Here is a 24,501-nt window from a genome sequence, read left to right as displayed (position 1 = left end):
CGTGTCCGCAGTCGCACCCGACGGACGCAAGATGCTGCGCCTGGAGGTCCGCAACAGTCAGACCCCCATCGAGCGCAAGCCCGAGTGGATCAAGACCCGGGCGAAAATGGGCCCCGAGTACTCCAAGATGCAGAACCTGGTCAAGAGCGAGGGACTGCACACCGTCTGCCAGGAAGCCGGCTGTCCCAACATCTACGAGTGCTGGGAGGACCGCGAGGCGACCTTCCTCATCGGCGGTGACCAGTGCACCCGGCGCTGTGACTTCTGCCAGATCGACACCGGCAAGCCCCAGGCCCTGGACCGCGACGAGCCGCGCCGCGTGGGCGAGTCGGTCGTCACCATGGACCTGAACTACGCCACCATCACCGGCGTCGCCCGCGACGACCTGGAGGACGGCGGCGCCTGGCTGTACGCCGAGACCGTGCGCCAGATCCACGCGCAGACCGCGGAGCGCGCGGAGGGCCGCACCAAGGTCGAGCTGCTCGCCCCCGACTTCAACGCCGTACCGGAGCAGCTGGCGGAGGTCTTCTCCTCCCGCCCCGAGGTGTTCGCGCACAACGTCGAGACGGTGCCCCGGATTTTCAAGCGGATCCGCCCCGGCTTCCGCTACGAGCGCTCGCTGAAGGTCATCACCGACGCCCGCGACCACGGCCTGGTCACCAAGTCGAACCTGATCCTCGGCATGGGCGAGACCCGCGAGGAGGTCAGCGAGGCGCTGAAGCAGCTGCACGAAGCCGGCTGCGAGCTGATCACCATCACCCAGTACCTGCGGCCCTCCGTGCGCCACCACCCCGTGGAGCGCTGGGTCAAGCCGCAGGAGTTCGTGGAGCTGAAGGAGGAGGCCGAGCAGATCGGCTTCTCCGGCGTGATGTCCGGCCCGTTGGTCCGCTCGTCGTACCGCGCGGGCCGCCTCTACCGGATGGCGATCGAGAAGCGGGGCGCGTACGTGGCCTCCCAGGCCGTCTGACCTCGCCCGGAGCCGTACGGCGGCCCGCCGCCGACGCCGTGTGAATTCACGCACAAGGCCCTACCTGACGGTAACGGCCGAGACGACGCGGTCCCGACCGTCCTCGCAGATGAGGGCACAGGTCGGGGCCGCGTCGGCGTTCCCGCCCCTCCCATCGGGGCTTCATGTCTGTTTGACCGGTCGGTCACGTCCTGGTAACACCAGTCAGTGAGCCTGGAATCACCGCACGTACACCCCTACCCGCCGGCACCGAGGGAGACCTCCACCATGCAGGCCGCGCCCGTCCGCGCCACCGCCATCCCGTCCTTCACCACCGCGCTGCGCGCCGTCGAGTCGCTGCTGATGAGCGGCGGCCAGCGCACCGCCCGCCGCAACGCCTGGACCTCGGTGCTGGAGGACCGCCGTCGCGCCAAGGACCGGGTCGAGGCACAGCGCGTCCTCGACCAGGCCCTGGCCGCCCCTTCCCTGACGACCCGCCCCTGACCCACCGCTCCCGGCGGGGACACGTAGACTTCATGACATGGCGAGGAAGGAAACCGCAGCGGACGCTGCGAACCCCGGGCGACTGAAGCAGATCGCCCTGACCTACAAGATGACCCGCAGGGCCGACAAGAAGATCGGTCTTGTACTCGCGGCTGTCGGAATCGTCACCTTCGGTGTCTTCCTCGCGATCGGTTTCTTGATCGGGCACCCCATCTATCTCGGCATCCTGGGCTTCCTGCTCGCCTTCCTCGCGACGGCGATCGTGTTCGGGCGCCGGGCCGAGCGGGCCGCCTTCGGGCAGATGGAGGGGCAGCCGGGCGCAGCCGCGGCCGTGCTCGACAACATCGGCCGGGGCTGGACGACGACCCCCGCGGTCGCGATGAACCGCAACCAGGACGTGGTGCACCGGGCGGTCGGCAAGGCCGGCATCGTGCTGGTCGCCGAGGGCAACCCGAACCGGGTGAAGAGCCTGCTGGCCGCCGAGAAGAAGAAGATGAACCGCATCGTCGCGGACGTCCCGGTGCACGACCTGATCGTGGGCACCGGCGAGGGCCAGGTCGAGCTGAAGAAGGTCCGCACGACCATGCTCAAGCTGCCCCGCGTGCTCACCGGCCCGCAGGTCACCGCGACCAACGACCGGCTGCGCGCCCTGGGCGACCTGATGAGCAACATGCCGCTGCCGAAGGGCCCGATGCCCAAGGGCATGAGGCTGCCGAAGGGCGGCGGGCCGCGGGGCCGCTGACCCACCCCTTCCTCCACCACGACGGGGCGCCGGAATCACTTCCGGCGCCCCGTCGTCGTGCTCCGTCCCGGCCCGCCGGGACCGGACGTCGGATCAGATCCGCACCTCGACCGTGCGGGCCAGCCGGTCGTGCAGGCCGCGGCCGTCGCGGTCCCAGACGAGCGCGGGAACGGCGAGGCACAGCAGGACGGAGCGCACCAGTCCGCGCAGCGGCCGGACCCGACCGGAGTCGACGGCGATCACCCGCAGCCCGAACAGGCGCTTGCCGGGCGTGAAGCCGACCGTGCCGACGGTGAGGACGCTCAGCACCAGGAAGACCAGCAGCGCCCAGTTGCTGGTCGTCTGTCCCTGGTAGCCGCCGGTGATCAGACCGTATGCGATCAGGAGGCACAGCCCCCAGTCCACGGCGAGCGCGCCGATCCTGCGTCCGGGGCCCGCGATCGAGCCCGGTCCGTCCTCCGGCAGCCCCAGCTGCTCGCCCCGGTAGCCGAACTCGGCACCGGCGTCCTCCAGGGCCGCGCGGGGCCCGGAGAGCCATGATCCGATTGCTTGCCTGTTGTCCACCCGTCCACGGTACTGCGGCCGGGCACGACCGCAGGACGGCGGGGTGCGCCGGGGCTACCGTGGGAGAGGGGCCGGTTAACGTGTGCGAAACAAATGGGTCACGCCCGAGAAATGACCCGTCCCTAGGGTCGAGGCGAGCGTGTGCCGGTTGCGCCGGCCACACGAACGATCTACCACCCCGGCGGGACGGTCGGGAGTAGGAGGAGCTGGATGTTCCAGAACGCCGACGACGCCAAGAAGTACCTCGCGGACGAGGACGTCAAGTTCATCGACGTCCGGTTCTGCGACCTCCCGGGTGTGATGCAGCACGTCACCATCCCTGCCGAGGCGTTCGACCCGGACGAGGAGCTGGCGTTCGACGGATCGTCGATCCGCGGCTTCCAGGCCATCCACGAGTCCGACATGTCGCTGCGCGCGGACCTGTCGACCGCCCGGGTCGACCCGTTCCGCCGTGACAAGACGCTGAACATCAACTTCTTCATCCACGACCCGATCACGGGCGAGCAGTACTCCCGCGACCCGCGCAACGTGGCCAGGAAGGCCGAGGCGTACCTGGCCTCCACCGGGATCGCGGACACCGCGTACTTCGGCCCCGAGGCCGAGTTCTACGTCTTCGACAGCGTGCGCTTCAAGACCTCCGAGAACGAGTCGTTCTACCACATCGACTCCGAGGCGGGCGCCTGGAACACCGGCGCGCTGGAGGACAACCGCGGTTACAAGGTCCGCTACAAGGGCGGCTACTTCCCGGTCCCTCCGGTCGACCACTTCGCCGACCTGCGCGCCGAGATGTCCCTGGAGCTGGCCAAGGCCGGCCTGAAGGTCGAGCGCCAGCACCACGAGGTGGGCACCGCCGGCCAGGCGGAGATCAACTACAGGTTCAACACCCTGCTCGCGGCCGCCGACGACCTGCAGCTCTTCAAGTACATCGTGAAGAACGTCGCCTGGCGCAACGGCAAGACCGCGACCTTCATGCCGAAGCCGATCTTCGGTGACAACGGCTCGGGCATGCACGTCCACCAGTCGCTGTGGGCGGGCGGCGAGCCGCTCTTCTACGACGAGCAGGGCTACGCCGGCCTGTCGGACACGGCCCGCTACTACATCGGCGGCATCCTCAAGCACGCCCCGTCGCTGCTGGCCTTCACCAACCCGACGGTGAACTCGTACCACCGCCTGGTGCCGGGCTTCGAGGCCCCGGTGAACCTGGTGTACTCGCAGCGCAACCGCTCCGCCGCGATGCGCATCCCGATCACCGGCTCCAACCCGAAGGCCAAGCGCGTGGAGTTCCGCGCCCCCGACGCCTCCGGCAACCCGTACCTGGCCTTCTCGGCGCTGCTGATGGCCGGCCTGGACGGCGTCAAGAACAAGATCGAGCCGGCCGAGCCGATCGACAAGGACCTCTACGAGCTGGCTCCCGAGGAGCACGCGAACGTGGCCCAGGTCCCGACCTCCCTCGGCGCCGTCCTCGACCGCCTCGAGGCCGACCACGAGTTCCTCCTCCAGGGCGACGTCTTCACGCCGGACCTGATCGAGACGTGGATCGACTTCAAGCGCACCAACGAGATCGCCCCGCTCCAGCTCCGCCCGCACCCGCACGAGTTCGAGCTGTACTTCGACGTGTGACCTGCTCACGGCGCCCCCGCCCCCGGTTCCTCCGGGGCGGGGGCGCCGTCGTGTGTCCGGAAAGCTTCCCCCGCCGCGTCCGGGGAGGGATCCTTGGTCCGACACCACTGTTCGAGAGAAGGTCACGGGGATGTCCGAACGGGACGAGGAGAAGCGGGAGTTCGACATCGGATGGGCGGACGCCGCCGAGCACAAGGAGCCGTCGGCCCGGGCCCGGATGCTCGCCGCGCGCTGGAAGGACGACCCGCCGGGACCGGTCCCGTTCCGCGGTGAGCCGGAGTACCGGGGGTCGTCCGGCCGCTCGTCGTGGGTGTCGACGGCCGTGGTGCTCGGCTGCGTCGCGGCGGTGATCGTGCTGCTGGGGTACACCGGCTTCCGCCCGTACTGATCCCGGCCGGGGCCTGTCCGGGGTCACACCGGAGGAGACCGGCGGTGCGCCACACCCCGCGTCCCCGGCATGATCCGCCGGACGGGCCCTAGTCGCTCCGGGCGACGGCGACCGTCGGCGGGATCCGGGAGGCGCGGAGGGCGGGCAGCGTTCCCGCGGCGGCGGTCACCAGGACGAGGGCGGTGAAGACCGCCGCGAGTTGCCCCACCGGGACGCTGAACGGGGCGCTCGTCTCGGCGACACGGACCACCAGCCAGGAGTACGGCAGGCCGAGGGCCAGACCGAGGACTCCGCCCAGTACGCCGTGGAGCGCGCATTCCACCGTGACCATGCGGTGCACGGCTGCTCCGCTGAGCCCCAGGGCCCGCAGCAGCCCGAACTCGCGCCCCCGTTCGACGACGGTGAGGCTCGCCGTGGTCGCGACGCCGGCGACCGCCACCAGGACGGTCAGCCCCAGCACCATGACCGCCGTCGTGGCCGTCGTCCGCAGGTCGTCCGGGCCGTCGGCCCGTGCGGCCGAGTCCTCGGCGACGACACGGCCGTCGCCGCGCTCCGGACCGGTCAGCGTGTCGGTGAGGGCCCGCTGGGCGCGCGTCCGCCCCCGGGCGCCGTCCTCCGCGGCGTTCGCGGTGACCGTGGTGGGCGCGGTGTCCGCTCCCATGCGGGTGAGGTCCGCGGCGGGGACGAAGAAGTTCCCCCCGTAGGGCCCGGCTCCGGGCAGCGTCGCCGCCACGGTGAGGCGGACGGGGCGGCCCTCGAACTCCAGCGTCACGCGGTCGCCGGCCCGGACGCCGAGCCGGTGGGCGTGCTCGGCGTCCACGACGACGTGGTCGGGTGCGAGGCGGCCGAGGGAGCCGGTGCGGGCGGACAGGCCCGCGCCGGAGCGGACGGGGCCGAGGTCGAGATCGGATACCGTCGCGCTGCGGGAGCCCTCGACGACCTCCGCCGTGCGGAACGCGGTCACGTCGGCCAGTTCGGGGCGGGAGGCCAGGTCGGCGGCGAGCGACCGGTCCAGCGACGCCCCGTCCCGTGGGTACAGGTGGAAGTCGGCGGGTGCCTCCACCGCCTGCCGGTACCGCTCGTGGGCGTGCAGGGAGGCGAGGCAGGTCAGGGTCGAGCCGACCAGGCAGACGCCGAGGGCCACGACGACCGAGACCGCGGCCGCCCTGCCCGGCGCGCCCCCGACGCCCGCGACCGCGAGCCGGCCGGCCGCGCCGGTGCGGCGCAGGAGTACGGCGACGGCCGCCAGCACCGGCCGGACCAGACGGGGGCCGAGGGCGATCAGGGCCAGGAAGGCCAGCCCGCCCGAGAGCACCACGAGGGTCAGCGCCGCGAACCGGTCGTACCCCGTGTCGCCCGGCCGGGGCAGCCCGGCGTACTGCTGCCGGGCGAGGAGCACGGCGCCCGCCGCGCACAGCAGGCCCAGCAGGGTCCGTCCGGTGCCGCCCGCCGCGCCCTCCCCGGACGCCGCGCCGCGCAGGGCCTGCAGCGGGGAGACCCGCGAGGCGGTGAGGGACGGGGCCAGGACCGCCAGGACCGCCAGCACACCGGTGCCGAGAACGGTGAGGACGGCCTCCGTCGGCGGGACGTGGGCGGGGACGGACAGGTCGTGTCCGAACCGCCCGGCGACCGGGGGGACGAGCCGCCCGCAGCCCCAGGCCGCCAGCACGCCGGCCGTGCCGGCCAGCAGACCGACCACCGCCCCCTCGACGACGAGCGCGGCGGCGAGCCCGCGCGGGGTCGCCCCGATGGCGCGCAGCAGCGCCAGCTGGCGTACGCGCCGGGTGAAGACGATGCGGAAGGTGGAGGTGGCGACGAGGACGGCCGCGCCGACGGCGACGGCGAGGAAGACGGTGATCAGCTCCAGGGTGTCGCTCGCCTCCGCCACCGCCTCGCGGGCCTCCTCCTCCCGCACCTCGTCCCCGGACCGCACCAGCGCTCCGGGCACCGCCCGCCGGATCCGCTCCGCCGGATCCGCCGACGCGGAACCGGACGCGGCGGCGGTGCGGATGTCGGCGCGGGTGTAGCCCGGCACGCCGAGCAGCTCCCTGATCTGCGGGCCGGGGGCGTATCCGGTGGGCGCCGCGTCGCCCGTGGCGGTGCTGCGGACGATGCCGCTGACCTCGACCGTCACCCGTCGGGTGCCGTCGCCGTCGGGTCCGGGCCGCAGCAGGGTGAGCGACGATCCCGGAGCGAGACCGTACTCCCGCGCGGCCTGCGTGTCGACGGCGAGCCGGCCCGGGCCGGAGGGGTACGTGCCCCGGAGCAGCCGGACCTCCGCCAGGGCGCCGGTGCCCGGGTCCGCGGACAGCTCGAGGTAGCGTTCGACGGCGCTGCCGTCCAGCGGGGCGCCGCCCTCGATCCGGCCGACGGCCCCGGTGACCCCGGGGGTCCTCCGGATCTCGCGCAGGCGGTCCTCGCCGAGGTCCTCCCCGTCGCCGGGCGTGACCACCAGCGACACCGCTCCGGGTGTTCCGCGGAACTTCTCGACCACGGTCGCGGTGACGATCTGCTGGGCCATGACGGCTCCGAAGACGACGAACGCCGCGATCAGCAGCGACAGTCCGGTCGCCGCGAACCGTCCGGGCCGTCTCAGGAGTTCCGCCACCTGGGAGCCCAGGACGGTCGCACGCCACGGGGTCCTCATCGCCGCCTCCCCGGGACGGCGGCGGCGCCTGCGGAGGGGGCGGTGTGCTCGTCCCGGACGAGGCGGCCGTCCGCGAGGGTCAGCACCCGGTCCGCGTACCGCGCGGCCGCGGGGTCGTGGGTGACCAGCACGACGGTCTGGCCCAGCTCGTCGACGGACCGGCGCAGCAGGGTGAGGACTTCGGCGCCGGACCGGGAGTCGAGGTTGCCGGTGGGTTCGTCGGCGAAGAGCACGGCGGGCCGGGCCACCAGCGCCCGGGCCACGGCGACCCGCTGCTGCTGGCCCCCGGACAGCTCGGCGGGGCGGTGCGAGAGCCGGTCGGCGATGCCGAGGACGTCGCAGAGGTGGTCCACCAGCTCGCGGTCCGGGCGTCCGCCGGACATGGTGACGGGCAGCACGATGTTCTCGTGGGCGGTCAGCTGCGGCAGCAGGTTGAACGACTGGAAGACGAACCCGATCCGCTTCCGGCGCATCCGGGTCAGCTGCCGGTCGGACAGTCCGGTGATCTCCGTCCCGTCCAGGACGATGCTGCCGGAGGTGACGGTGTCGAGTCCGGCGGCGCAGTGCATGAGGGTCGACTTGCCCGAGCCCGAGGGGCCGACGACGGCGGTGAACCGGGCCCGCCGGATACCGACGGACAGCTCGTCGAGGGCCCGTACCTCGGCGGCCCCCTGACGGTAGGTCTTCACCAGGGCGGTGGTGGTGACGACGTCGTCCGGCGCGGGGCCGCCGGCGGTGGTGTGGACGGTCATGGGGACGGTTCCCGCTCTCACGGTCAGGAGCCGAGCGGCGGCATGGTCAGGGTGACGCCGGAGTCCGAGCAGTGTCCCCGCGCCTCCCCCTGAAGACCCTTCACGTCCTTCGCGGACGGCGCTTCGGGGGACTTCTGGGCGGTCGCCAGCGCCCAGCCCTCGTACGTGGCGATCTTGTAGCCGAGGTAGCCGTCCTTCATCTGCGCGCGGCGCTCGTCGCCGGTCTTCCGCCACCACTCCTCCGCGTCCGGCGCGGGGCCGGTGGAGATCTCCACGGCCTCGGTGACGATGCGCTGCGCCAGCCGGCAGTCCTCGGCGGACGCCTGGCTGAGCTCGTCGCGGTCCAGCCACCAGTACCCCGCCCCGGCGGCCAGGGCCGCGGTGATCGCGGCCGCGGCCGCGCCGACGACGAGACGGTTGCGCTTGCGGTTCCGCGTGGTGGGCGTGGTGTTCATCGGGTCCTCCGTGTCTTCTCGGCCGCGTTCGGCGACAGTGAGAAGTCTGGAGTTCGGCGGCCCGCCGGGCATCGGCCGTGGATCCGAGATCGGCCGCGGCGGATCCGGTACGCCGGGCGGGGTGGTCCCTGCACCTGAGGGGGCAGGCCCCGGGGGCGCTTCCGCACCCTCAGGGGGAGGGACGGACCAGCCCGGACTCATAGGCGAACACGACGGCCTGGGCGCGGTCCCGCAGGTGCAGCTTCGCCATGAGGTTGCCCAGGTGCGTCTTCACCGTGGCCTCCGCGACGTACAGCTCCGCCGCGATCTCGGCGTTGGACAGCCCCCGGGCGACCAGGGTGAGCACGTCCCGCTCGCGCGCGGTGAGGACGTCCAGCCGCTCGGCCTGTCCGTTCGCCGGTGCCAGCCGGTCCGAGACCCGGTCGAGGAGCAGCCGGGTGATGCGCGGCGCCACCACCGACTCCCCCGCGGCCAGGACCCGGATGGCGTTCACGACCTCCGCGGCGGGGGCGTTCTTCAGCAGGAAGCCGCCGGCTCCGGCGCGCAGCGCCGCGAACGCGTCGTCGTCGTTGTCGAAGGTGGTCAGCACCAGCACGCCGGGCGGATCGTCCCGCCGCATCAGCTGCTCCGTGGCCTGGATGCCGTCCATGACGGGCATCCGGACGTCCATGATCACCACGTCCGCCTCGACCTTGTCCAGCAGGTCGAGGGCGTCCGCCCCGTTCTCCGCCTCACCGACGACCTCGATGTCCTCCTGACCGGCCAGCACCATGGAGAAACCGGCCCGGATCAGCGGCTGGTCGTCCACCACGGCCACCCGGATCGGCCTGTCCGTCCGCGTCATCGCTTCGTCCTTGTCGGAATCGAGGCACGTACGTGCCACCCACTGCCGAGCCGGGGGCCGGCCTCGAAGGTGCCGCCGGCGAGCTCCACCCGCTCCCGCATCCCCACCAGTCCGTTCCCTCCGGAGCGGCCGGCGGCGCCGCGGCCGGCGAGGGCGCCCGCTCCGTCGTCGACCACGTCGATCAGCAGTGTGCCCCGCTCCTCCTCGAGCCGGATGTCGACCCCGGCCCCGGCTCCGGCGTGGCGGAGCACGTTGGTGAGGCACTCCTGGACGATGCGGAAGGCCGTCATCTCCTCGGCGGGCGACAGCCGTCCCTCGCCGACCTCGACCGACACGTCCACGGTCAGCCCGGCGGCCCGTGCGCGTTCGGCGACGACCTGGATCTCGTCGAGGGTGACCAGGCGCCGCGGCGGGCCGCCGTCGGCGGAGTCCGGGTTCCCCTCGCGCAGCACCCGGACGATGCGGTGCATGTCGTCGATCGCGTCCCGGCCCGTGGCGGCGATCGTCCTCAGCGCGGACTCCGCCATGTCCGGCGACTTGCGCAGCACGGACCCGGCGCCGTCGGCCTGGAGGATCATCACGGCCAGGCTGTGCGCCACCACGTCGTGCAGTTCCCGGGCGATCTCGGTCCGCTCCCGGGCCGCGGCCAGCCGGACGCGCTGCTCCTGTTCCCGCTCGACGTGCCGGGCGCGGGCCGCCTGGCTCTCGGCGTAGAGGCGCCGCGTGTGCAGGGCGAAGGCCGTCAGCCAGACCGTCAGCGTCAGCCCCCAGAAGATCGGGAGCGATTCGAGGTCGGCGAACGGCTCGATGCCGAGGGCCGGCACCCCCACCGTCCCGGCCGCCGTGGCCAGCAGCACCACGGCGCCCGCGAGGTACGGCATCCAGGTGGTCCGGGAATGGTGGACGACCGACATCATGGCGAACAGCACGGCCACGTCGTAGGAGGCGGGCGCCGACGCCAGCGGGAGGTCGGGCAGGTCGTACAGGGCGAACTGGACGACGCCCAGCGCCAGGACGACCGCCATCACCGTGGCGGGGAACCGTCTGCGGGCCAGCAGGCTCACTGCCATCAGCCCGCCCAGAAGCAGGTCGTAGTCGCCGCCGTAGTGCTCCGCCGCCACCAGGACCACCAGGGCGACACCGATGTCGCACGCCCGGGCGACGGCGCGTCCGGACCGGCCGGACAACGTCATCCAGGACGACGGGACCGGGACCGTCCTCTCCTCAGCCAACCGTCGTGCCTTTCTCCTCCGGCAGGGGCGCCGCCGCGCGGCCCGCCGGCGCAAGTTCCGCCGAATCGCGGGGATTTCGGGGTGGGGGCGGCGCCCCCACCCGCCCATACTGCCTCAGCGCGCGGCCGGTGTGCGGCACGGCGGTGCCGGACGCCCCGCACGGGGGCGCCCGGCACCGGCCCGGGGATCAGCGGCTGTAGCTCATGAACGCGCGCACCATGTGGCACGTGGTGTCCGACGGCGGGTGGACGCCGATCAGCCGCGCCGTGGTGCGGATCCTCTCGTCGCGGGCCTGGGCGGGCTGGTGGACGCCGGAGTCGAGCAGGGCGATGGCGAGCCGCATCGCCTTGAGCCGGCGGTTGTGCGTGACGTACCACTCGCGCGGGCGGCCCGCCGGGAGCGGGCGCTTCTCCACCGGGGCGCAGGGCAGCTCCAGCGGCACGGGACGCTTCGCGGTGGACTGGGTGGGCAGGGGCTTCGGCTTGAGTGCGGCAGCGGGCACGGGCATCCTCCTGTCGCGGTCGGGGCGGCCCGCCGGGATCTCCGACGACCCCGGCACCACCCTCGAACACTGCTTCCAGTCTACTGCCCGCCACTGACAATCAGCAGACCCGAAGAAGCCAGTCAAAGCCCTGGTCGGCACGGGTTTTGGCGGGGTGTCACACCGGTCCCACCAGGCACGCGCACGGGAGCGGGAAATTCGAACAACGGCAGGGCGGCATACCGTGTGCGGCATGGAGATCTGGATCAATCCCGCCTGTTCCAAGTGCCGCAGCGCCCTCAGCCTGCTCGACGCCGAGGGGGCCGACTACACCGTCCGCCGCTACCTGGAGGACGTGCCGAGCGAGGACGAGATCCGGGCGGTGCTGGAGCGGCTCGGGCTGGAGCCGTGGGACATCACCCGGACCCGGGAGGCCGTCGCGACGGAGCTGGGCCTCGAGGAGTGGGCGCGGGACGCCGGGACGCGGGACCGCTGGATCGCGGCGCTCGCCTCGCACCCCGGGCTGATCCAGCGGCCGATCATCACGGCGGACGACGGCACGGCGGTCGTGGGCCGCACGGAGGACGCCGTACGGGACGCCCTCTCCCGCTGACGGCCGCGTGACACAGGCCACTTCGTCGAGTCGCCCCGGCCGCTGAGCAACTCCGTTCGGTATCTCGTACATAGCGCCGTACGCTCTCCCCTACCGCTTCAGGAGGCGCGCATGTCGCGCAGGAGAACCCTCGGCCCGAAGAAGAAGCTCGCGCTGGTGCTGAGCGCCGCGACGGTGGCGGGGGGCGGGGCCTTCGCCATGGCGACCACGTCGAACGCCACCCCGCCCGCGGCCGCCACCAGGTCGGCGGCGGACTCGACCGTCTGCCGGGGCCTGGCCACCGCGCTCGGCAACAACCGGAAGTTCATCGAGGGCCAGCGGGCCGCCCCGGACGCGCAGTCCGAGGCGCGGATCGCCAACCGCGAGGCGGTCATCGCCCAGATCCGGCGCCAGCAGGAGGCGTCCGGGTGCACGGTGGGGGAGTCGGCTCAGGACTCCCGGGCCGCGCAGCCGCAGCAGCCCGCCCCCTCCCGGCCGGCCGCGGGCGACCGGGCCGGACAGGCCGGGCAGGCCTCCGGTGAGCGGGTGTGCAACGGGTCGACCGTCACCCTCTCCGGCGAGGGCGGCGCCCCGGCGGCGTCCAGCGACCGGTTCCCGGCCGGCACCAAGCTGAAGGTCACCAACCTGGACAACGGCAAGTCCACGACGGTGGAGGTCACCTCGGTGTCCGGCAGCTGCGTGCTGCTCAACGACGCGGCCTTCGAGCAGGTCCGCGAGGCGGGCAAGTTCCTGATCCGCCGTGCGGTGATCGAGAAGGTGGGGTGACGCCGGGGTTCGTCGCGGATTCCCCGGGCCCGCCGCTCCCCCGCCGGGGCGGCGGGCCCGCCCGTGTCCCCCGCCGGCCGGGCCACCCTCCGCGCGCGTGCTCACACGGCGGGGCCGCAGACGGCGGGGGCAGGTAACACGGGGTTCACATCCGGGCAATGGCCGGGAAATCGCCTGTTGACAGGCTGCGTGACATCGACGGCGGCGCCCCAGTGCCGCAGCGCCGCAGCACCCGCACCAGCGCCCAGCCCCACCCCCGAAGGATGTGGACCGTGAGCTTCAAGGCCGAGTACATCTGGATCGACGGCACCGAGCCGACCGCCAAGCTGCGTTCCAAGACGAAGATCCTGGCCGACGACGCCAAGGGCGCGCAGCTGCCGATCTGGGGCTTCGACGGTTCCTCCACCAACCAGGCCAAGGGCCACGCCTCCGACTGCGTCCTCAAGCCGGTCTTCGTCTGCCCGGACCCCATCCGCGGCGGCGGGGACGTCCTGGTGCTGTGCGAGGTCCTGAACACGGACATGACGCCGCACGAGACCAACACCCGTGCCGCGCTGGCCGAGGTCGCCGAGAAGTTCGCCGCGCAGGAGCCGGTCTTCGGCATCGAGCAGGAGTACACCTTCTTCGAGGGATCCCGCCCGCTCGGCTTCCCGGTGGGCGGCTTCCCGGCCGCGCAGGGCGGCTACTACTGCGGTGTCGGCTCGGACGAGATCTTCGGCCGGGACGTCGTCGAGGCGCACCTGGAGAACTGCCTGAAGGCGGGCCTCGGCATCTCCGGCATCAACGCCGAGGTCATGCCCGGCCAGTGGGAGTTCCAGGTCGGCCCGCTGGCTCCGCTGGAGGTCTCCGACCAGCTGTGGGTGGCCCGCTGGCTGCTCTACCGCACGGCCGAGGACTTCGGCGTCTCCGCCACCCTGGACCCCAAGCCGGTCAAGGGCGACTGGAACGGCGCGGGCGCGCACACCAACTTCTCCACCAGGGCGATGCGCGAAGGACCTGAGGGGTATGCCGCGATCATCACCGCGTGCGAGTCCCTCGGCGAGGGCTCCAAGCCGATGGACCACGTGAAGAACTACGGCGCCGGCATCGACGACCGCCTCACCGGCCTGCACGAGACCGCCCCGTGGAACGAGTACTCCTACGGCGTCTCGAACCGCGGCGCCTCGGTCCGCATCCCGTGGCAGGTCGAGAAGGACGGCAAGGGCTACATCGAGGACCGCCGTCCGAACGCCAACGTCGACCCGTACGTGGTGACCCGTCTGCTGGTCGACACGTGCTGCACCGCGCTGGAGAAGGCCGGCCAGGTCTGATCCGCACCGCAGTCCGCGCGCGGGGGCGTCCACCGTCGAGGTGGGCGCCCCCGCGTGGCGTCCGAGCGGTGGAAGGGACTCCTGCGGACCGCGTGCGTCTGCTTCAATGGGAGCATGGCCAGCCACCGGAAGTACGACGCGACGGGTCGCCGTGACCTCGAGCCGTTCTGGCCCTCCCGTCAGCACCACGACTTCGACCGGGTGTGTTGTCGCGCGACGAACGCGCCGGCCCTCTAACGCCCGGATCCCCTCCCGGCCTTCGGCCGGCGCGAACCGCGTACGTCCTCGACGAACCCCTTCGCGCGAAAGAGCTGACGTCCCATGGCGACCACCCGTTCCCTGTCCCCCGTGTCCTCCGTCTCCCCCGCCGTCTCCGGTCACCCCCGGCTGCGTGCCGTCGACCGGGACGAGGTGGTGACCGTCGCGGACCTGCTGCCGCCGGGCGCCACCTGGCTGCCCGCGCCGCCGAGCGCCCTGCCCGTCCTGCCCGGCCGTCCCCCGATGGTCGGCTACCTGGTGCTGGTCCCCGCCGACCAGCAGCCGCCGTTCCCGGTCGCGGTGCCGGACCCGGCCGGCTCCCCGGGCCCCGACGCCGGCGGCGACCCGCTGATCCGGGTGGACGCCGCGCAGCGCACCGCCCAGGTCGACGGGCGCCGACTCGACCTCACCTACCTGGAGTTCGAACTGCTCGCCCATCTCGTGGCGCACCCGAACCGGGTGCACACCCGGGACCACCTGGTCAGCACGGTGTGGGGGTACGGCCACGTCGGCGACGGCCGTACCGTCGACGTGCACATCGCCCGGCTGCGCCGCAAACTGGGCGCCGGGCACCGGGACACGATCCACACGGTGCGCCGGGTCGGCTACAAGTACGTGCCGCCTGCCGGGCGCTGACCCCTGCGGCGGTCTGCCGACAGCAGATCGGCGTTCCCCCGTGCCGCCCGCCGGGGCAGGGTCTCCGGCATGAGACTTCTGATGCTGGGCGGTACGGACTTCGCGGGCCGGGCCGTCGTCGAGGCGGCCCTCGGCCGGGGCTGGGACGTGACCGTCTTCCACCGGGGGCTGCACCCGGCACCGCCGGGTGTGCGGACGCTGTCGGGCGACCGCACCGCGGTCGACGGTCTGGCCGCCCTCGACGAGGACCCCGGGGAGTGGGACGTCGTCGTCGACACCTGGTCGGCCGCCCCGCGCGCGGTGCGGGACGCGGCGCGGCTGCTGCGGGACCGCGCCGGGCGGTACGTGTACGTGTCGAGCTGCTCGGTGTACGCGTGGGCCCCGCCCGCCGGGTACACCGAGCACGCTCCCGTGGTGGAGGGCGCCTCCCCCGACGCGGACCTCACGGACTACGCGCGGGACAAGCGGGGCGGTGAGCTGGCCGCCGTGGACGCCTTCGGCGCGGACCGGTCGGTGCTGGTGCGGGCCGGTCTGCTGCTCGGACCGTACGAGAACATCGGCCGGCTGCCCTGGTGGCTGAACCGGACCGCCCGCGGCGGGCCGGTGCTCGCTCCGGGCCCGCGTACCCTGCCGCTCCAGTACGCCGACGTCCGTGACCTCGCCGCGTGGATCCTCGGAGCCGCCGAGCAGGAGCTGAGCGGGCCCTTCAACCTGATGTCCCCGCAGGGGCACACCACGATGGGTGAGCTGCTCGACACGTGCGCCCGGGTGACCGGCGGCACCGCGGACCTGCGGTGGGTCCCGCCGGAGGTGGTCCTCGGGGCGGGCATCGAGCCGTGGACCCAGCTGCCGGTGTGGGTGCCGCCGGACGGTGAGGAGCACGCCGCGCTGCACTCCGCGGACGTCTCCCGGGCGGTCGCGACCGGACTGCGCTGCCGCCCGGTCGGCGAGACCGTGGCCGACACCTGGCGCTGGCTGCGGCAGATCGGCGGCACCGCGCCCCTGCGTCCGGACCGCCCGCCCGTCGGACTGGACGCGGAGACGGAGGCGAAGGTGCTCGCGGACACCCCGGGGGTGTAGGCGGCACCACCCCGCGACCGGGGGCCCGGCCCAGTGACCGGCGCGCCCCGCTCCACCAGAATCCTCCCCATGACCATCGACACGAAGAGCCGCGGCGGGCGGCGTGAGCGGCCCATGAAGGGCACGGCGAAGGGGGCGGCGCGGGCCCTGGGGCTGGCGCTGGTGTCACTGCCCGCCTCGGTGCTGTGCTTCGTGCTGTCCGCGGTGTCCGTCTCGTTGATCCCGGTCGGGATCGGCATCGTCACCACCCCGTACGTCCTCACCGCCGTGCGGACGTACGCGAACGGGCGGCGGGTGCTGGCGGCCGAGTGGGGCGGGGTGCGGATCCCGCCGTCGTACCGGCCGGTACCGCAGGACGCCAACCCGTGGGGGCGGACGTCCGGGATGCTGCGCGACCCGGCGACCTGGCGGGACCTGCGGTGGCTGCCCGTCGACATGACCGCCGGCTTCGTCACCGCGCTGCTGCCGGCCGCGCTGCTGCTCTACCCGCTGGAGGGGTTCGCGCTGGCGGTCGGACTGTGGCGGGTGATGCCCGACGGGTACTGGTACGGCTTCGTACCGGTCTCCGACCAGACGTCCGCGCTGGGCGCCGGGGTACTCGCCCTCGTCCTGCTGTTCCTCGCGCACTTCCTCGCCCCGCGCCTGCTGGACGCCCACTTCCGGCTCACCCGGGCGGTGCTCGGCTCCGGCCGGGGCGAACTGACCGAGCGCGTGCGGGTGCTGACCGAGACCCGGCGGGACGCCGTGGACACCTCCGCCGCCGAACTGCGGCGCATCGAGCGGGACCTGCACGACGGGGCGCAGGCGCGGCTGGTCGCCATGGGCATGGACCTGGGGACGGTCGAGGCGCTGATGGAGAAGGATCCGGCGAGGGCGCGCGAACTGCTGGCGCAGGCCCGGCGGTCCTCCGCCGAGGCGCTGACCGAGCTGCGGGAGCTGGTGCGCGGCATCCACCCGCCGGTGCTGGCCGAGCGCGGGCTCGGTGACGCGGTGCGGGCGCTGGCGCTGCGGCTGCCGGTGGCCACGGAGGTGACCGTGGAGCTGCCCGGCCGGGCGGAGGCGCCGGTGGAGTCGGCCGCGTACTTCGCGGTGAGCGAGGTCCTCACCAACGCGGTGAAGCACTCCGGCGCGGACCGGGTCTGGGTCGACCTGCACCACGCCGACGGCCACCTGCGGGTGACGGTCACCGACAACGGCAAGGGCGGCGCGGTGACCGGGGCCGGTTCGGGGCTGACCGGGGTGGAGCGCCGGCTGGGTACATTCGACGGCGTCCTCGCCGTCAGCAGCCCCGCGGGCGGCCCCACCCTGGTCACCCTGGAGATCCCTTGCGCGTTGTCCTAGCCGAAGACCTCTTCCTGCTGCGCGACGGGCTCGTCCGGCTCCTCGAGGCGCACGACTTCGAGATCGCGGCCGCCGTGGGGTCCGGGCCCGAGCTGGCCCGGGCGCTGGCCGAGCTGGAGCCGGACGTCGCCGTGGTCGACGTACGGCTGCCGCCGACGCACACCGACGAGGGGCTGCAGTGCGCGCTGGAGGCCCGCCGCGCGCGTCCGGGGCTGCCGGTGCTGGTGCTCTCGCAGCACGTGGAGCAGTTGTACGCACGGGAGTTGCTGGCCGACGGCAGCGGCGGTGTGGGTTACCTGCTGAAGGACCGGGTGTTCGACGCGGAGCAGTTCGTGGACGCCGTGCGGAGGGTGGCGCGGGGAGGCACGGCGATGGACCCGCAGGTGATCCAGCAGCTGCTGGCGCGGCGGTCGGGGAACGACCGGCCGCTGGCGCGGCTGACGCCCCGGGAGCTGGAGGTGCTGGAGCTGATGGCCCAGGGGCGGACCAACACGGCGATCGCGGCCCGGCTGGTGGTGACGGAACGGGCGATCGCGAAGCACACCGCGAACATCTTCGCCAAGCTGGGCCTCGAGGTCTCGGACGACGACAACCGGCGCGTGCTGGCGGTACTCGCCCATCTCGACCACGGCCGGTGAAACCGGACCCGCCTCTTCACTCCCGGTGGACGATCGACAACTCCCGGTGCCCCGTGGGTTGTTGAAACCGGTGTGGACGCACGGACTTCTCATTGGTTTCCGGGACGGGTGAACACCCGTGGGGCGGCTCCCGTACTCAGGGGAGCCGCTTCACTCCTGTCGGGCCGCTCTGTGCCCCGCAATGGGATGCCCCCGCAAGGAAGGTCAAGAGGAGTTCCATGGGACGCAACACGAGAAAACGCCGTATGCCGCTGGCCACCAAAGTGACAGCCGGGGCGGCGGCCCTGGCGCTCGGTGGGGGCGGGCTGGTCTGGGCGAACTTCTACGCCTCGGCCCACGAGGACGGAGGCCACGACCGGACGAAGTCCAGAGGGGTGCGGGTCGCCACGATCAACTGTCCCGACGTCGGCCAGAAGCTGACGAAGGTGCCGCGGAAGGCGCGCAGGGGCGTGGCGAAGGAACTGGCCCTGCTGGACCGGCAGATCACGGACGCCTACACCCGCCTCGCGGAGACGCGCCAGGCCCAGGCGGGCGACGCGGGCTACGTCGACAACGCCATCCTCGGACCGCTGAAGTCCAAGCGCACGGCCACCCTGGACCGGATCGGCATCAACATCGACCGGGCGGGCGGCAAGGCGCCGCGCGACCTCGGCCGGTTCGCCCGGTGCCAGGGCGTCCCCGCCGGACAGCCGGGCGGCGGCAACGGGGACGGTGGCCAGGACCAGGGCGGCGGAGGCCAGGACAACGGGGGCGGCCAGGGCAACGGGGGCGGCCAGGGCAACGGCGGACAGGCCGAGAACGGGCCCGTCGCGGACGACTTCGTCAAGATCGAGGACGTCCGGCCCGACTCCCGCAACCTGCCGAACGGTCTGGCCGCGAACGGCGACGGCGGTTCGACGGGCAGCTTCACCACCGAGTGCGGCACCAACGAGAACGCGCTCCGCAACTCGGACAACGTGATCGTGGCTCCCGGCGTCAGCAACGGCGCCCAGCACCAGCACGACTACGTCGGCAACCAGGCCAACACCGCCTTCGCCGGCGACGAGGACCTGGCGAACGGCGACACGACCTGCCGGAACCAGGGCGACCGGTCGTCGTACTTCTGGCCGGTCCTGCGCATCCAGGACGGTACGCAGGACATCGACCAGGGCCAACCGGGCGGCGGTCAGGACGGCAACGTCGGCAAGATCGTCGCACCCACCGCGGCGGAGCTGAGGTTCGTCGGCAACCGGACGGGCGACGTCGTCGCCATGCCGAGGGCGCTGCGCATCATCACCGGTGACGCGAAGGCCTTCACCAACGGGCTGAACAACGCCAACACCGCCTGGAGCTGCACCGGCTTCGAGGACCGGCAGGTGACGGACAAGTACCCGATCTGCCCCGAGGGCAGCAGCGTGGTCCGGACGACCGCCTTCCAGAGCTGCTGGGACGGCCAGAACATCGACAGCGCCAACCACCGCACGCACGTCGACTTCGTCGAGGCGGACGGCACCTGCTCGAACGGCTTCCGGGCCATCCCCCAGCTCCAGGTCCGCCTGGTCTACGACAACATCCCGGCCCCCCGGATCGACGACGGGCGGCTCGTGAACCCGTACGCGGTGGACACCTTCCCGGAGCAGCTGCACAAGCCGATCACCGACCACAACGACTTCATCAACTTCTTCGACGAGGACCTGATGAACCGGATGGTCGAGTGCATCAACAGCGGCCAGGACTGCCAGTAGTCCGGTGGCCCGGTGACGGGAAGGGGCCGGCGGCGGGGGAACCCGCCGCCGGCCCCTTCGTCCGCCCGGACGCCCCGGGAAGCCTCCGGAAGCCCCGGGACCTCCGGAAGCCCCGGGGCCTCCGGAAGTCCCGGGGGGCCGTGGGTCAGCCGTGGTGGCCGCCCCGGTTGTGACTGCCGCCGGGGTTCATGTGCTCGGACCCCTCCTCCATGGTCCCGCCGAGCGTGCCGCGCAGGGCCGTGACGGTCTCCTCCTCGCCGACGGCCACCCACTTGCGTCCGACGAGGTAGTAACCGCCGTAGTCCTTCGCCGTGTCGAGCCACTCGCGCTGGCCGCGGTCGGTGGCGAAGGTGGCGAGGACGTACTTCTCGTCGCCCTTCTCGCACAGCGCCTGGCGGATGGTGTCGGCGTCGGTCTGCATGTTCGGCTCGCACTCCGCCTCGGCGGCCAGGTGCTCCAGGCTGCCGGTCGCGGTGGGCGGCGCCCCGTCCTCGCCGCCGCCGGCGCCGCAGCCCGCCAGCGCCAGCACCGCCACCGCGCCGGTCAGCGCGAGCATCGGTCGGGTCACCCTCATGTGTTCCTCCGGTCGTCGACGGCGGCGTCGCGACGGCGGCACGCCGCACGGAGCCCCGGCTCGGGGCCCCTCGGCCCTCCATACGGCCGGGACGCCCGCGGTGCTCAAATCCCGTGCGCCCGCGGGCACGGACGTGTGAGGGTGACCCGGTGGACAACGACTGGGAGAAGAGAGCGGCCGCCGCCTGGGCGGCCTTCGACGACTACGCCGAGGAGGACGCGCCGGCCTTCCGCGCCGTGATCGACGCGCTCGTCGCCGAGCTGCCCGAGGGGAGTCCGCTGGGCCCCTTCGAGCGGGCCTGCGCCTGGGACTCCACGGGCCACTCGGACCGGGCGGTGCCGCTCTACCGGGAGGCCCTGGACGGCGGCCTGGCAGGAGTCAGCGGCGACAAGGCGCGGCAGGCGAAGATCCAGCTCGCCAGCTCGTTGCGGAACATCGGCCGGGCGGAGGAGGGCGTGCGCCTGCTGACACCCGAACTCGACGCGCCGTCGGACGAGCTGGACGACGCCGTGCGCGTCTTCCTCGCGCTGTGCCTGTCGAGCCTCGGACGGGACCGCGAGGGGCTGTCGCTGGTCCTCGGCGCCCTCGCCCCGCACCTTCCGCGCTACCGGCGCTCCACGGCCGAGTACGCGCGTCTGCTCGTCGAGCCCGCCGCCGAGTGACCCCCGGGAACAGGTGACCATCCGCCGCACCGCTCGTTGCGCTGGGCGTGCAGTCACAGGATGCCGGCCCGCCCTCCCCCACCCCCTCCGCGGCCGGTCCGGTCGTGGACGTCGGGCGGGCCGAGGCCGCGCTCGTCGAGCACTATCCGCGGCTCGTCCGGCTCGCCTACCTGGTGCTGCCGTCCGGCAGGGGCCGGAGCAGGCGGGTGCTCACCGCGCACGCCCTGGTCCAGCGGGCACTGCCCCGGGACCGCACCCCCGCTCCGCCGGTCCCCGTCCAGCGGGCCGGCCGCCCGGGCGACCCCGGGTACGCGCTGGTCCGCCTCCGGGTGCTGCGCACGGCGCTGGGGCGCGGGGGGCGGCTGCCGTCGCCGCTGCCCCGGGTGTGGGGCCTGAAGCTGTTCCCGCGCTCGGGCGGGGCCGACGAACTCGCGCTGGACCAGCGGCTGTCCGAGTTGTCCGGACCGGCCCGCGCCGCCCACGCCCTGCGCGCCCTGGAGCGGCTCCCGGACGGGGAGGTGCGCGAGGTGCTGGCGGCCGCGGGCGTCACCGGCGTGGACGCCGCGCTGGAGGAGGCCGACGGCATCCCCGACCCGTACCGGCTGCTCGACTCCCCCGGGTTCGACCCCTGCGTGCTGCAGGCCCGGCCGACCGATCTGCCGCGCCGCCGCCGGCGTCTGCAGGCCGCCTCGGTCGGCGGGGCGGCGCTGGCGGTGTGCGGGACGCTGCTCGTACTGCCGGGCGGCGGCTGGGGCCCGGACGGCGCCGGATCGCCCCCGTACGCGCGCGATCCGGCCGCACGGGCCGCGCTGGACCCGGGCAGGCTGACCCGGGTCCCCCCCACCGCGTGGAGGACCTCCGCGCGCACCGACTTCTCCGTGTGGCCGGCGCGCGGCGACCGCACCGACGACCGGGCCCTGCTGCGCCGCGCCCTCGCCGTCTGGGCCCGGCCCGGGAGGGACGTCCAGGTGTCGGCGACCCCGGGCACCCCGTCCGGCGGCCCCGCCGGACCGCCCCGGCTGCTGTACGCGGGAACGGTCGGCGCCGCGCGCGTGGTGGTCCTGTACGACGGTCTGCGCATCGCCAGGTACGCCGAGCCGGGGGACGGCGCCCGGGGCGCCGCGCTGGACTTCGCCCGCGTCGACGGCGCCGACCGGGCCGGGTCGGGCGCGGTGGTGCTGAGCCGGACCGGCGGCACCGTCCGCTATCTGCTGGCCCCCTGGGTGCGCGGGGCGGGCGAACGGGACCTGCGCAGGCCGGACTCCGGCACGACGGACCTCGGCCTCGTCGACGGGGTGACCCCGCCGCTGGCCGGCCCGGCCCCGGAGCCGGGCCCGTGCACCTCGTGGCACGTACTGGAGCTGACCGACGGCACCGGCACCCGGCTGGTGACCGACCTCGGCGAACTGGTCCCGGCCCGCCTCACCACCGGACGTCCCGGCGAGGCCCGCGAGGCCTCCGGCGCGAAGGCGCTGCGCACCTGGGCGCCGTACGCCTGCTCGCTGCGCGCGATGCGCTCGGCGGGCGTACGGAGCGTGAACGCCTGGGCGTTCGCCGAGCAGCCGCTGCCCGGCACGCGGGACGAGGCGGTGTGGGTGTGCACGCGCGCGGAGACCTGGCGGGGCGGCGGGGCCCGGGTGCTGGCGCAGTTCCACGCGCCGGGCACGCGGTCCGGGGCGGTGGCGGCGGAGGCCGAGTCCGTACCGGCCTGCGGGGAGCGCGAGCCGCGGGTGCTCGCCGGGGTGCTGTGGAAGTCCGGGGCGGGCGAGTGGTACCTGCTGGCCGCCGGCGGTCCCGGCACCACGTCCGTCAGGGCGACGGGCGGCGTCGAGGGGTCGGCACGGGGGCGGCTGCTGGCCGTCCGCGCCGGGGCCGGCGCACGGGCGGACCTCGAGGGCTCACTGGAGGACGGGCGGTCGATCGGCGGACTGCGCTAGCCGGACGAACGGCGCCGTCCGGCCGGGACCGTTCGAGGCCGGAATCGATCGGTAAGGTGTTCGCATGACTACCGGGGTGCGGCGCAGGATGGGTGTGGAGGAGCGGCGGCAGCAGTTGATCGGCGTGGCCCTCGAACTGTTCAGCCGGCGTTCCCCCGACGAGGTCTCCATCGACGAGATAGCGTCGCGGGCGGGCATCTCCCGCCCGCTGGTCTATCACTACTTCCCCGGCAAACTCAGCCTGTACGAGGCCGCGTTGAGGCGGGCGGCGGAGGACCTGGCGTCCCGGTTCGAGGAGCCGCGGGAGGGCCCGCTGGGGTCACGGCTGCGCCGGGTGATGGCCCGCTTCTTCGACTTCGTCGACGAGCACGGGCCCGGTTTCGCCGCCCTGATGCGCGGCGGCCCGGCGGTGGGCTCGTCGGCCACCAACGCCCTGATCGAGTCGGTACGGCGGGCCGCGTACGACCAGATGCTGTCGCACATGGGCGTGGTGGGCCCGGCGCCGGCGCGACTGGAACTGGTCGTGCGGTCCTGGATCTCCCTCGTCGAGTCGACGGCGCTGATCTGGCTGGACGGCCGGCGCGTGCCGCGCGGGGAGCTGGAGGCCCAACTGGTGCAGGACTTCGCCGCGCTGGCCGCCGTCGCGGCGTCCCGCGACGAGGAACTGGCCGCGCTGCTCCGCGACCTGATCAGGAACGAGCCGGGCGACGGGCCGTTCACCGACCTCGCCACCCGGCTGGTGTCGCTGGCGGCCGGGTGAGCGCCGGGACGACGTGAGGTCCGGTCGTCGAGACGGCCGTGGGCGCCGCCGAGCGCAAGCGCACGGAGGCCCACGTGGTGGCGCACGTCGAGGGGACGCGGGAGGAGGCGCTCGCGGAGCTGGAGCGGCGGGCCCGCGGTCATGTGCCCGCCCACCCGCTGAACCACCGGCGCCGTCGCCTCCCCGGGAGCGGCGACGGGTTCCTCCTCGTCGTCGACGGGACGTGGAGCTCGTTCGTCCCCCGGTTCACGGTGGCGGAAGTGCCGGAGGACTCCGCGGCGCCCGCCGAGCCGGAGCCCGTCGTCGGGGCTCCGTCCCCCGGCCCCGCCCGACGGTGGAGCAACTGGCCGAGCCGGACGCGGACGGGGTGCCGGTGCTGCCGTCGTGGCCGGGCCGCCGCGACCTGCCGTGAGGCCTACTCGCCCTCGAACTTCCGGTACGAGGGGTCCAGGTCGCGGACCTCGGCGGAGGCGTGCAGCACCACGTCCCCGGCCGGCTTGACGTACTGCCGCAGCAGCTCCAGGACGGCCTCGGTGAGGCGGGCCTTGGTCTCGTCGCTGCGGCCGGCCAGCAGGGCGATGTGGACGTGCACGAGGGCGTGCCCGTCGGTGTCGGGGCCGACCACGACGTCCTCGGTGGGCCGGAACCGCGTCTTGCACGCCGGCGGCTTGGCGGCCGCGATGTCCACCACGGCGGTGTGCAGGTCCCGCGCGAAGGCGGGCCGGTCGAAACCGTCCGCCAGTCGCTCGGAGTAGTCGACGGTGATCTGCGGCATGAGCCCTCCTGATCCGGGTCGGGAGGGCTCACACTAGCCGCAGCTCCCTGCGGGGTCAGCCGGCGGTGGTGAACACCGCGACCGTGCGCGCCGGGACGGTGAACGTGCCGGACCCCTTCGCGTACGACGAGGTCTTCACGACCGCGTCCCCGCCCGCCGCCTGCACCGGGTGCAGGCGGTAGCCGGTGCCGGCGAGCGCGGTCACGCGCTGTTCCTGCTTCTCGGGTGTGGCGTTGAAGACGACGGCCAGGTC

At 73.6% G+C, this 24,501-nt stretch carries 26 protein-coding genes and 1 pseudogene; 17 read left to right on the top strand and 10 right to left on the bottom strand.

From position 1 onward, the window contains the following. Position 1: 1 nt before the first annotated feature. The 3 genes from lipA (at position 2) to ABTY20_RS24510 (ending at position 2,192) form a co-directional block, all read left to right on the top strand. Positions 2 to 967: a lipoyl synthase gene (gene lipA / locus ABTY20_RS24520; RefSeq protein ID WP_351999197.1), complete on the top strand. Its 966-nt coding sequence runs from the start codon at positions 2 to 4 to the stop codon at positions 965 to 967. A 267-nt stretch (positions 968 to 1,234) separates the two neighbouring features. After that, on the top strand, positions 1,235 to 1,450 hold the full coding sequence (locus ABTY20_RS24515; RefSeq protein WP_351999196.1) for an SCO2195 family GlnR-regulated protein: 216 nt from the start codon (positions 1,235 to 1,237) through the stop codon (positions 1,448 to 1,450). Between the two features lie 37 nt (positions 1,451 to 1,487). After that, complete coding sequence (locus tag ABTY20_RS24510) at positions 1,488 to 2,192, top strand: DUF4191 domain-containing protein (protein ID WP_351999195.1); 705 nt, start codon at positions 1,488 to 1,490, stop codon at positions 2,190 to 2,192. Positions 2,193 to 2,285: 93 nt separating this feature from the next. On the opposite strand, the gene ABTY20_RS24505 is transcribed toward ABTY20_RS24510, so the two are convergent. Continuing rightward, on the bottom strand, positions 2,286 to 2,756 hold the full coding sequence (locus tag ABTY20_RS24505; RefSeq protein WP_351999194.1) for an RDD family protein: 471 nt from the start codon (positions 2,754 to 2,756) through the stop codon (positions 2,286 to 2,288). Between the two features lie 210 nt (positions 2,757 to 2,966). On the opposite strand from ABTY20_RS24505, the gene glnA reads away from it, so the two are divergent. Continuing rightward, positions 2,967 to 4,376: a type I glutamate--ammonia ligase gene (gene glnA, locus ABTY20_RS24500; RefSeq protein WP_351999193.1), complete on the top strand. Its 1,410-nt coding sequence runs from the start codon at positions 2,967 to 2,969 to the stop codon at positions 4,374 to 4,376. 130 nt (positions 4,377 to 4,506) lie between these two features. Continuing rightward, positions 4,507 to 4,764, top strand: a complete 258-nt coding sequence (locus tag ABTY20_RS24495; protein WP_351999192.1) for an SCO2583/SCO2584 N-terminal domain-containing protein — start codon at positions 4,507 to 4,509, stop codon at positions 4,762 to 4,764. Positions 4,765 to 4,852: 88 nt separating this feature from the next. Here the strand turns inward: ABTY20_RS24495 and ABTY20_RS24490 are convergent, their stop codons facing one another. The 6 genes from ABTY20_RS24490 to ABTY20_RS24465 all read right to left on the bottom strand — a co-directional run bounded on the left by ABTY20_RS24490 (position 4,853) and on the right by ABTY20_RS24465 (position 11,196). Further along, entirely contained in the window at positions 4,853 to 7,411 is a 2,559-nt protein-coding gene (locus ABTY20_RS24490) for an ABC transporter permease (protein ID WP_351999191.1), read from the bottom strand. After that, positions 7,408 to 8,163, bottom strand: coding sequence for an ABC transporter ATP-binding protein (locus ABTY20_RS24485; protein ID WP_351999190.1), 756 nt, complete (start codon positions 8,161 to 8,163; stop codon positions 7,408 to 7,410). Before ABTY20_RS24485 ends, ABTY20_RS24490 begins: the two co-directional genes overlap by 4 nt. Before the next feature lie 23 nt (positions 8,164 to 8,186). Continuing rightward, a complete protein-coding gene (locus ABTY20_RS24480) occupies positions 8,187 to 8,618 on the bottom strand; it encodes a hypothetical protein (RefSeq protein ID WP_351999189.1) in 432 nt (143 codons plus the stop codon). Positions 8,619 to 8,787: 169 nt separating this feature from the next. Continuing rightward, the gene (locus tag ABTY20_RS24475) at positions 8,788 to 9,462 is read right to left on the bottom strand and encodes a response regulator (protein WP_351999188.1); all 675 of its coding nucleotides are present in this window, start codon (positions 9,460 to 9,462) and stop codon (positions 8,788 to 8,790) included. Beyond that, positions 9,459 to 10,694: a sensor histidine kinase gene (locus ABTY20_RS24470; protein WP_351999187.1), complete on the bottom strand. Its 1,236-nt coding sequence runs from the start codon at positions 10,692 to 10,694 to the stop codon at positions 9,459 to 9,461. Before ABTY20_RS24470 ends, ABTY20_RS24475 begins: the two co-directional genes overlap by 4 nt. Before the next feature lie 187 nt (positions 10,695 to 10,881). Further along, a complete protein-coding gene (locus ABTY20_RS24465; RefSeq protein WP_351999186.1) occupies positions 10,882 to 11,196 on the bottom strand; it encodes a hypothetical protein in 315 nt (104 codons plus the stop codon). Between the two features lie 232 nt (positions 11,197 to 11,428). Here ABTY20_RS24465 and ABTY20_RS24460 point away from each other — a divergent pair, with 232 nt between their 5' ends. The 8 genes from ABTY20_RS24460 (at position 11,429) to ABTY20_RS24425 (ending at position 19,540) form a co-directional block, all read left to right on the top strand. After that, positions 11,429 to 11,788 carry an arsenate reductase family protein gene (locus ABTY20_RS24460; protein WP_351999185.1) on the top strand — a complete coding sequence of 120 codons (360 nt, stop codon included), beginning with the start codon at positions 11,429 to 11,431 and terminating at the stop codon, positions 11,786 to 11,788. A gap of 111 nt (positions 11,789 to 11,899) precedes the next feature. After that, positions 11,900 to 12,553, top strand: coding sequence for an SCO2207 family protein (locus tag ABTY20_RS24455; RefSeq protein ID WP_351999184.1), 654 nt, complete (start codon positions 11,900 to 11,902; stop codon positions 12,551 to 12,553). 272 nt (positions 12,554 to 12,825) lie between these two features. Next, complete coding sequence (glnII, locus tag ABTY20_RS24450; RefSeq protein ID WP_351999183.1) at positions 12,826 to 13,863, top strand: glutamine synthetase; 1,038 nt, start codon at positions 12,826 to 12,828, stop codon at positions 13,861 to 13,863. Between the two features lie 321 nt (positions 13,864 to 14,184). Continuing rightward, a complete protein-coding gene (locus ABTY20_RS24445; protein ID WP_351999182.1) occupies positions 14,185 to 14,757 on the top strand; it encodes a winged helix-turn-helix domain-containing protein in 573 nt (190 codons plus the stop codon). Between the two features lie 69 nt (positions 14,758 to 14,826). Next, a complete protein-coding gene (locus ABTY20_RS24440) occupies positions 14,827 to 15,837 on the top strand; it encodes an SDR family oxidoreductase (protein ID WP_351999181.1) in 1,011 nt (336 codons plus the stop codon). A gap of 69 nt (positions 15,838 to 15,906) precedes the next feature. Next, complete coding sequence (locus tag ABTY20_RS24435; RefSeq protein WP_351999180.1) at positions 15,907 to 17,178, top strand: sensor histidine kinase; 1,272 nt, start codon at positions 15,907 to 15,909, stop codon at positions 17,176 to 17,178. Further along, positions 17,163 to 17,816, top strand: coding sequence for a response regulator transcription factor (locus ABTY20_RS24430; protein ID WP_351999179.1), 654 nt, complete (start codon positions 17,163 to 17,165; stop codon positions 17,814 to 17,816). Before ABTY20_RS24435 ends, ABTY20_RS24430 begins: the two co-directional genes overlap by 16 nt. 218 nt (positions 17,817 to 18,034) lie before the next feature. After that, entirely contained in the window at positions 18,035 to 19,540 is a 1,506-nt protein-coding gene (locus tag ABTY20_RS24425) for a DUF1996 domain-containing protein (protein ID WP_351999178.1), read from the top strand. A gap of 145 nt (positions 19,541 to 19,685) precedes the next feature. Here ABTY20_RS24425 and ABTY20_RS24420 read toward each other — a convergent pair whose 3' ends face one another. Beyond that, positions 19,686 to 20,114, bottom strand: coding sequence for a hypothetical protein (locus tag ABTY20_RS24420; RefSeq protein ID WP_351999177.1), 429 nt, complete (start codon positions 20,112 to 20,114; stop codon positions 19,686 to 19,688). A gap of 149 nt (positions 20,115 to 20,263) precedes the next feature. Here ABTY20_RS24420 and ABTY20_RS24415 point away from each other — a divergent pair, with 149 nt between their 5' ends. The 4 genes and pseudogenes from ABTY20_RS24415 (at position 20,264) to ABTY20_RS35400 (ending at position 23,885) form a co-directional block, all read left to right on the top strand. Beyond that, a complete protein-coding gene (locus ABTY20_RS24415) occupies positions 20,264 to 20,776 on the top strand; it encodes a tetratricopeptide repeat protein (RefSeq protein WP_351999176.1) in 513 nt (170 codons plus the stop codon). A gap of 47 nt (positions 20,777 to 20,823) precedes the next feature. Then, positions 20,824 to 22,713 (top strand): hypothetical protein, encoded by a 1,890-nt coding sequence (locus ABTY20_RS24410; RefSeq protein ID WP_351999175.1) that lies wholly within the window; start codon positions 20,824 to 20,826, stop codon positions 22,711 to 22,713. Between the two features lie 64 nt (positions 22,714 to 22,777). Further along, positions 22,778 to 23,473: a TetR/AcrR family transcriptional regulator gene (locus tag ABTY20_RS24405; protein ID WP_351999174.1), complete on the top strand. Its 696-nt coding sequence runs from the start codon at positions 22,778 to 22,780 to the stop codon at positions 23,471 to 23,473. Between the two features lie 38 nt (positions 23,474 to 23,511). After that, a pseudogene (locus ABTY20_RS35400) lies at positions 23,512 to 23,885 on the top strand (hypothetical protein). A gap of 3 nt (positions 23,886 to 23,888) precedes the next feature. Here the strand turns inward: ABTY20_RS35400 and ABTY20_RS24400 are convergent. Both ABTY20_RS24400 and ABTY20_RS24395 read right to left on the bottom strand, forming a co-directional pair. Further along, the gene (locus ABTY20_RS24400) at positions 23,889 to 24,248 is read right to left on the bottom strand and encodes a 5-carboxymethyl-2-hydroxymuconate Delta-isomerase (protein WP_351999173.1); all 360 of its coding nucleotides are present in this window, start codon (positions 24,246 to 24,248) and stop codon (positions 23,889 to 23,891) included. A 55-nt stretch (positions 24,249 to 24,303) separates the two neighbouring features. Beyond that, the coding region (locus ABTY20_RS24395; RefSeq protein WP_351999172.1) for an alpha-1,6-glucosidase domain-containing protein at positions 24,304 to 24,501 on the bottom strand (198 nt) is incomplete at its 5' end.

This window comes from Streptomyces sp. NPDC126497 (genome assembly GCF_040302425.1).
In the GTDB taxonomy this organism is placed as follows: domain Bacteria; phylum Actinomycetota; class Actinomycetes; order Streptomycetales; family Streptomycetaceae; genus Streptomyces.
Note: the sequence above shows the minus strand (reverse complement) of the source record. Positions and strands in the feature narration are given on the sequence as shown.

Excerpts from the sequence above, each read along its gene's own strand:
- ABTY20_RS24515 (WP_351999196.1), top strand. The coding sequence starts at position 1,235 with ATGCAGGCCGCGCCCGTCCGCGCCACCGCCATCCCGTCCTTCACCACC.
- ABTY20_RS24510 (WP_351999195.1), top strand. The coding sequence starts at position 1,488 with ATGGCGAGGAAGGAAACCGCAGCGGACGCTGCGAACCCCGGGCGACTG.
- glnA (WP_351999193.1), top strand. The coding sequence starts at position 2,967 with ATGTTCCAGAACGCCGACGACGCCAAGAAGTACCTCGCGGACGAGGAC.
- ABTY20_RS24495 (WP_351999192.1), top strand. The coding sequence starts at position 4,507 with ATGTCCGAACGGGACGAGGAGAAGCGGGAGTTCGACATCGGATGGGCG.
- ABTY20_RS24490 (WP_351999191.1), bottom strand. The coding sequence starts at position 7,411 with ATGAGGACCCCGTGGCGTGCGACCGTCCTGGGCTCCCAGGTGGCGGAA.
- ABTY20_RS24485 (WP_351999190.1), bottom strand. The coding sequence starts at position 8,163 with ATGACCGTCCACACCACCGCCGGCGGCCCCGCGCCGGACGACGTCGTC.
- ABTY20_RS24480 (WP_351999189.1), bottom strand. The coding sequence starts at position 8,618 with ATGAACACCACGCCCACCACGCGGAACCGCAAGCGCAACCGTCTCGTC.
- ABTY20_RS24475 (WP_351999188.1), bottom strand. The coding sequence starts at position 9,462 with ATGACGCGGACGGACAGGCCGATCCGGGTGGCCGTGGTGGACGACCAG.
- ABTY20_RS24460 (WP_351999185.1), top strand. The coding sequence starts at position 11,429 with ATGGAGATCTGGATCAATCCCGCCTGTTCCAAGTGCCGCAGCGCCCTC.
- ABTY20_RS24455 (WP_351999184.1), top strand. The coding sequence starts at position 11,900 with ATGTCGCGCAGGAGAACCCTCGGCCCGAAGAAGAAGCTCGCGCTGGTG.
- ABTY20_RS24445 (WP_351999182.1), top strand. The coding sequence starts at position 14,185 with ATGGCGACCACCCGTTCCCTGTCCCCCGTGTCCTCCGTCTCCCCCGCC.
- ABTY20_RS24440 (WP_351999181.1), top strand. The coding sequence starts at position 14,827 with ATGAGACTTCTGATGCTGGGCGGTACGGACTTCGCGGGCCGGGCCGTC.
- ABTY20_RS24435 (WP_351999180.1), top strand. The coding sequence starts at position 15,907 with ATGACCATCGACACGAAGAGCCGCGGCGGGCGGCGTGAGCGGCCCATG.
- ABTY20_RS24425 (WP_351999178.1), top strand. The coding sequence starts at position 18,035 with ATGGGACGCAACACGAGAAAACGCCGTATGCCGCTGGCCACCAAAGTG.
- ABTY20_RS24420 (WP_351999177.1), bottom strand. The coding sequence starts at position 20,114 with ATGAGGGTGACCCGACCGATGCTCGCGCTGACCGGCGCGGTGGCGGTG.
- ABTY20_RS24405 (WP_351999174.1), top strand. The coding sequence starts at position 22,778 with ATGACTACCGGGGTGCGGCGCAGGATGGGTGTGGAGGAGCGGCGGCAG.
- ABTY20_RS24400 (WP_351999173.1), bottom strand. The coding sequence starts at position 24,248 with ATGCCGCAGATCACCGTCGACTACTCCGAGCGACTGGCGGACGGTTTC.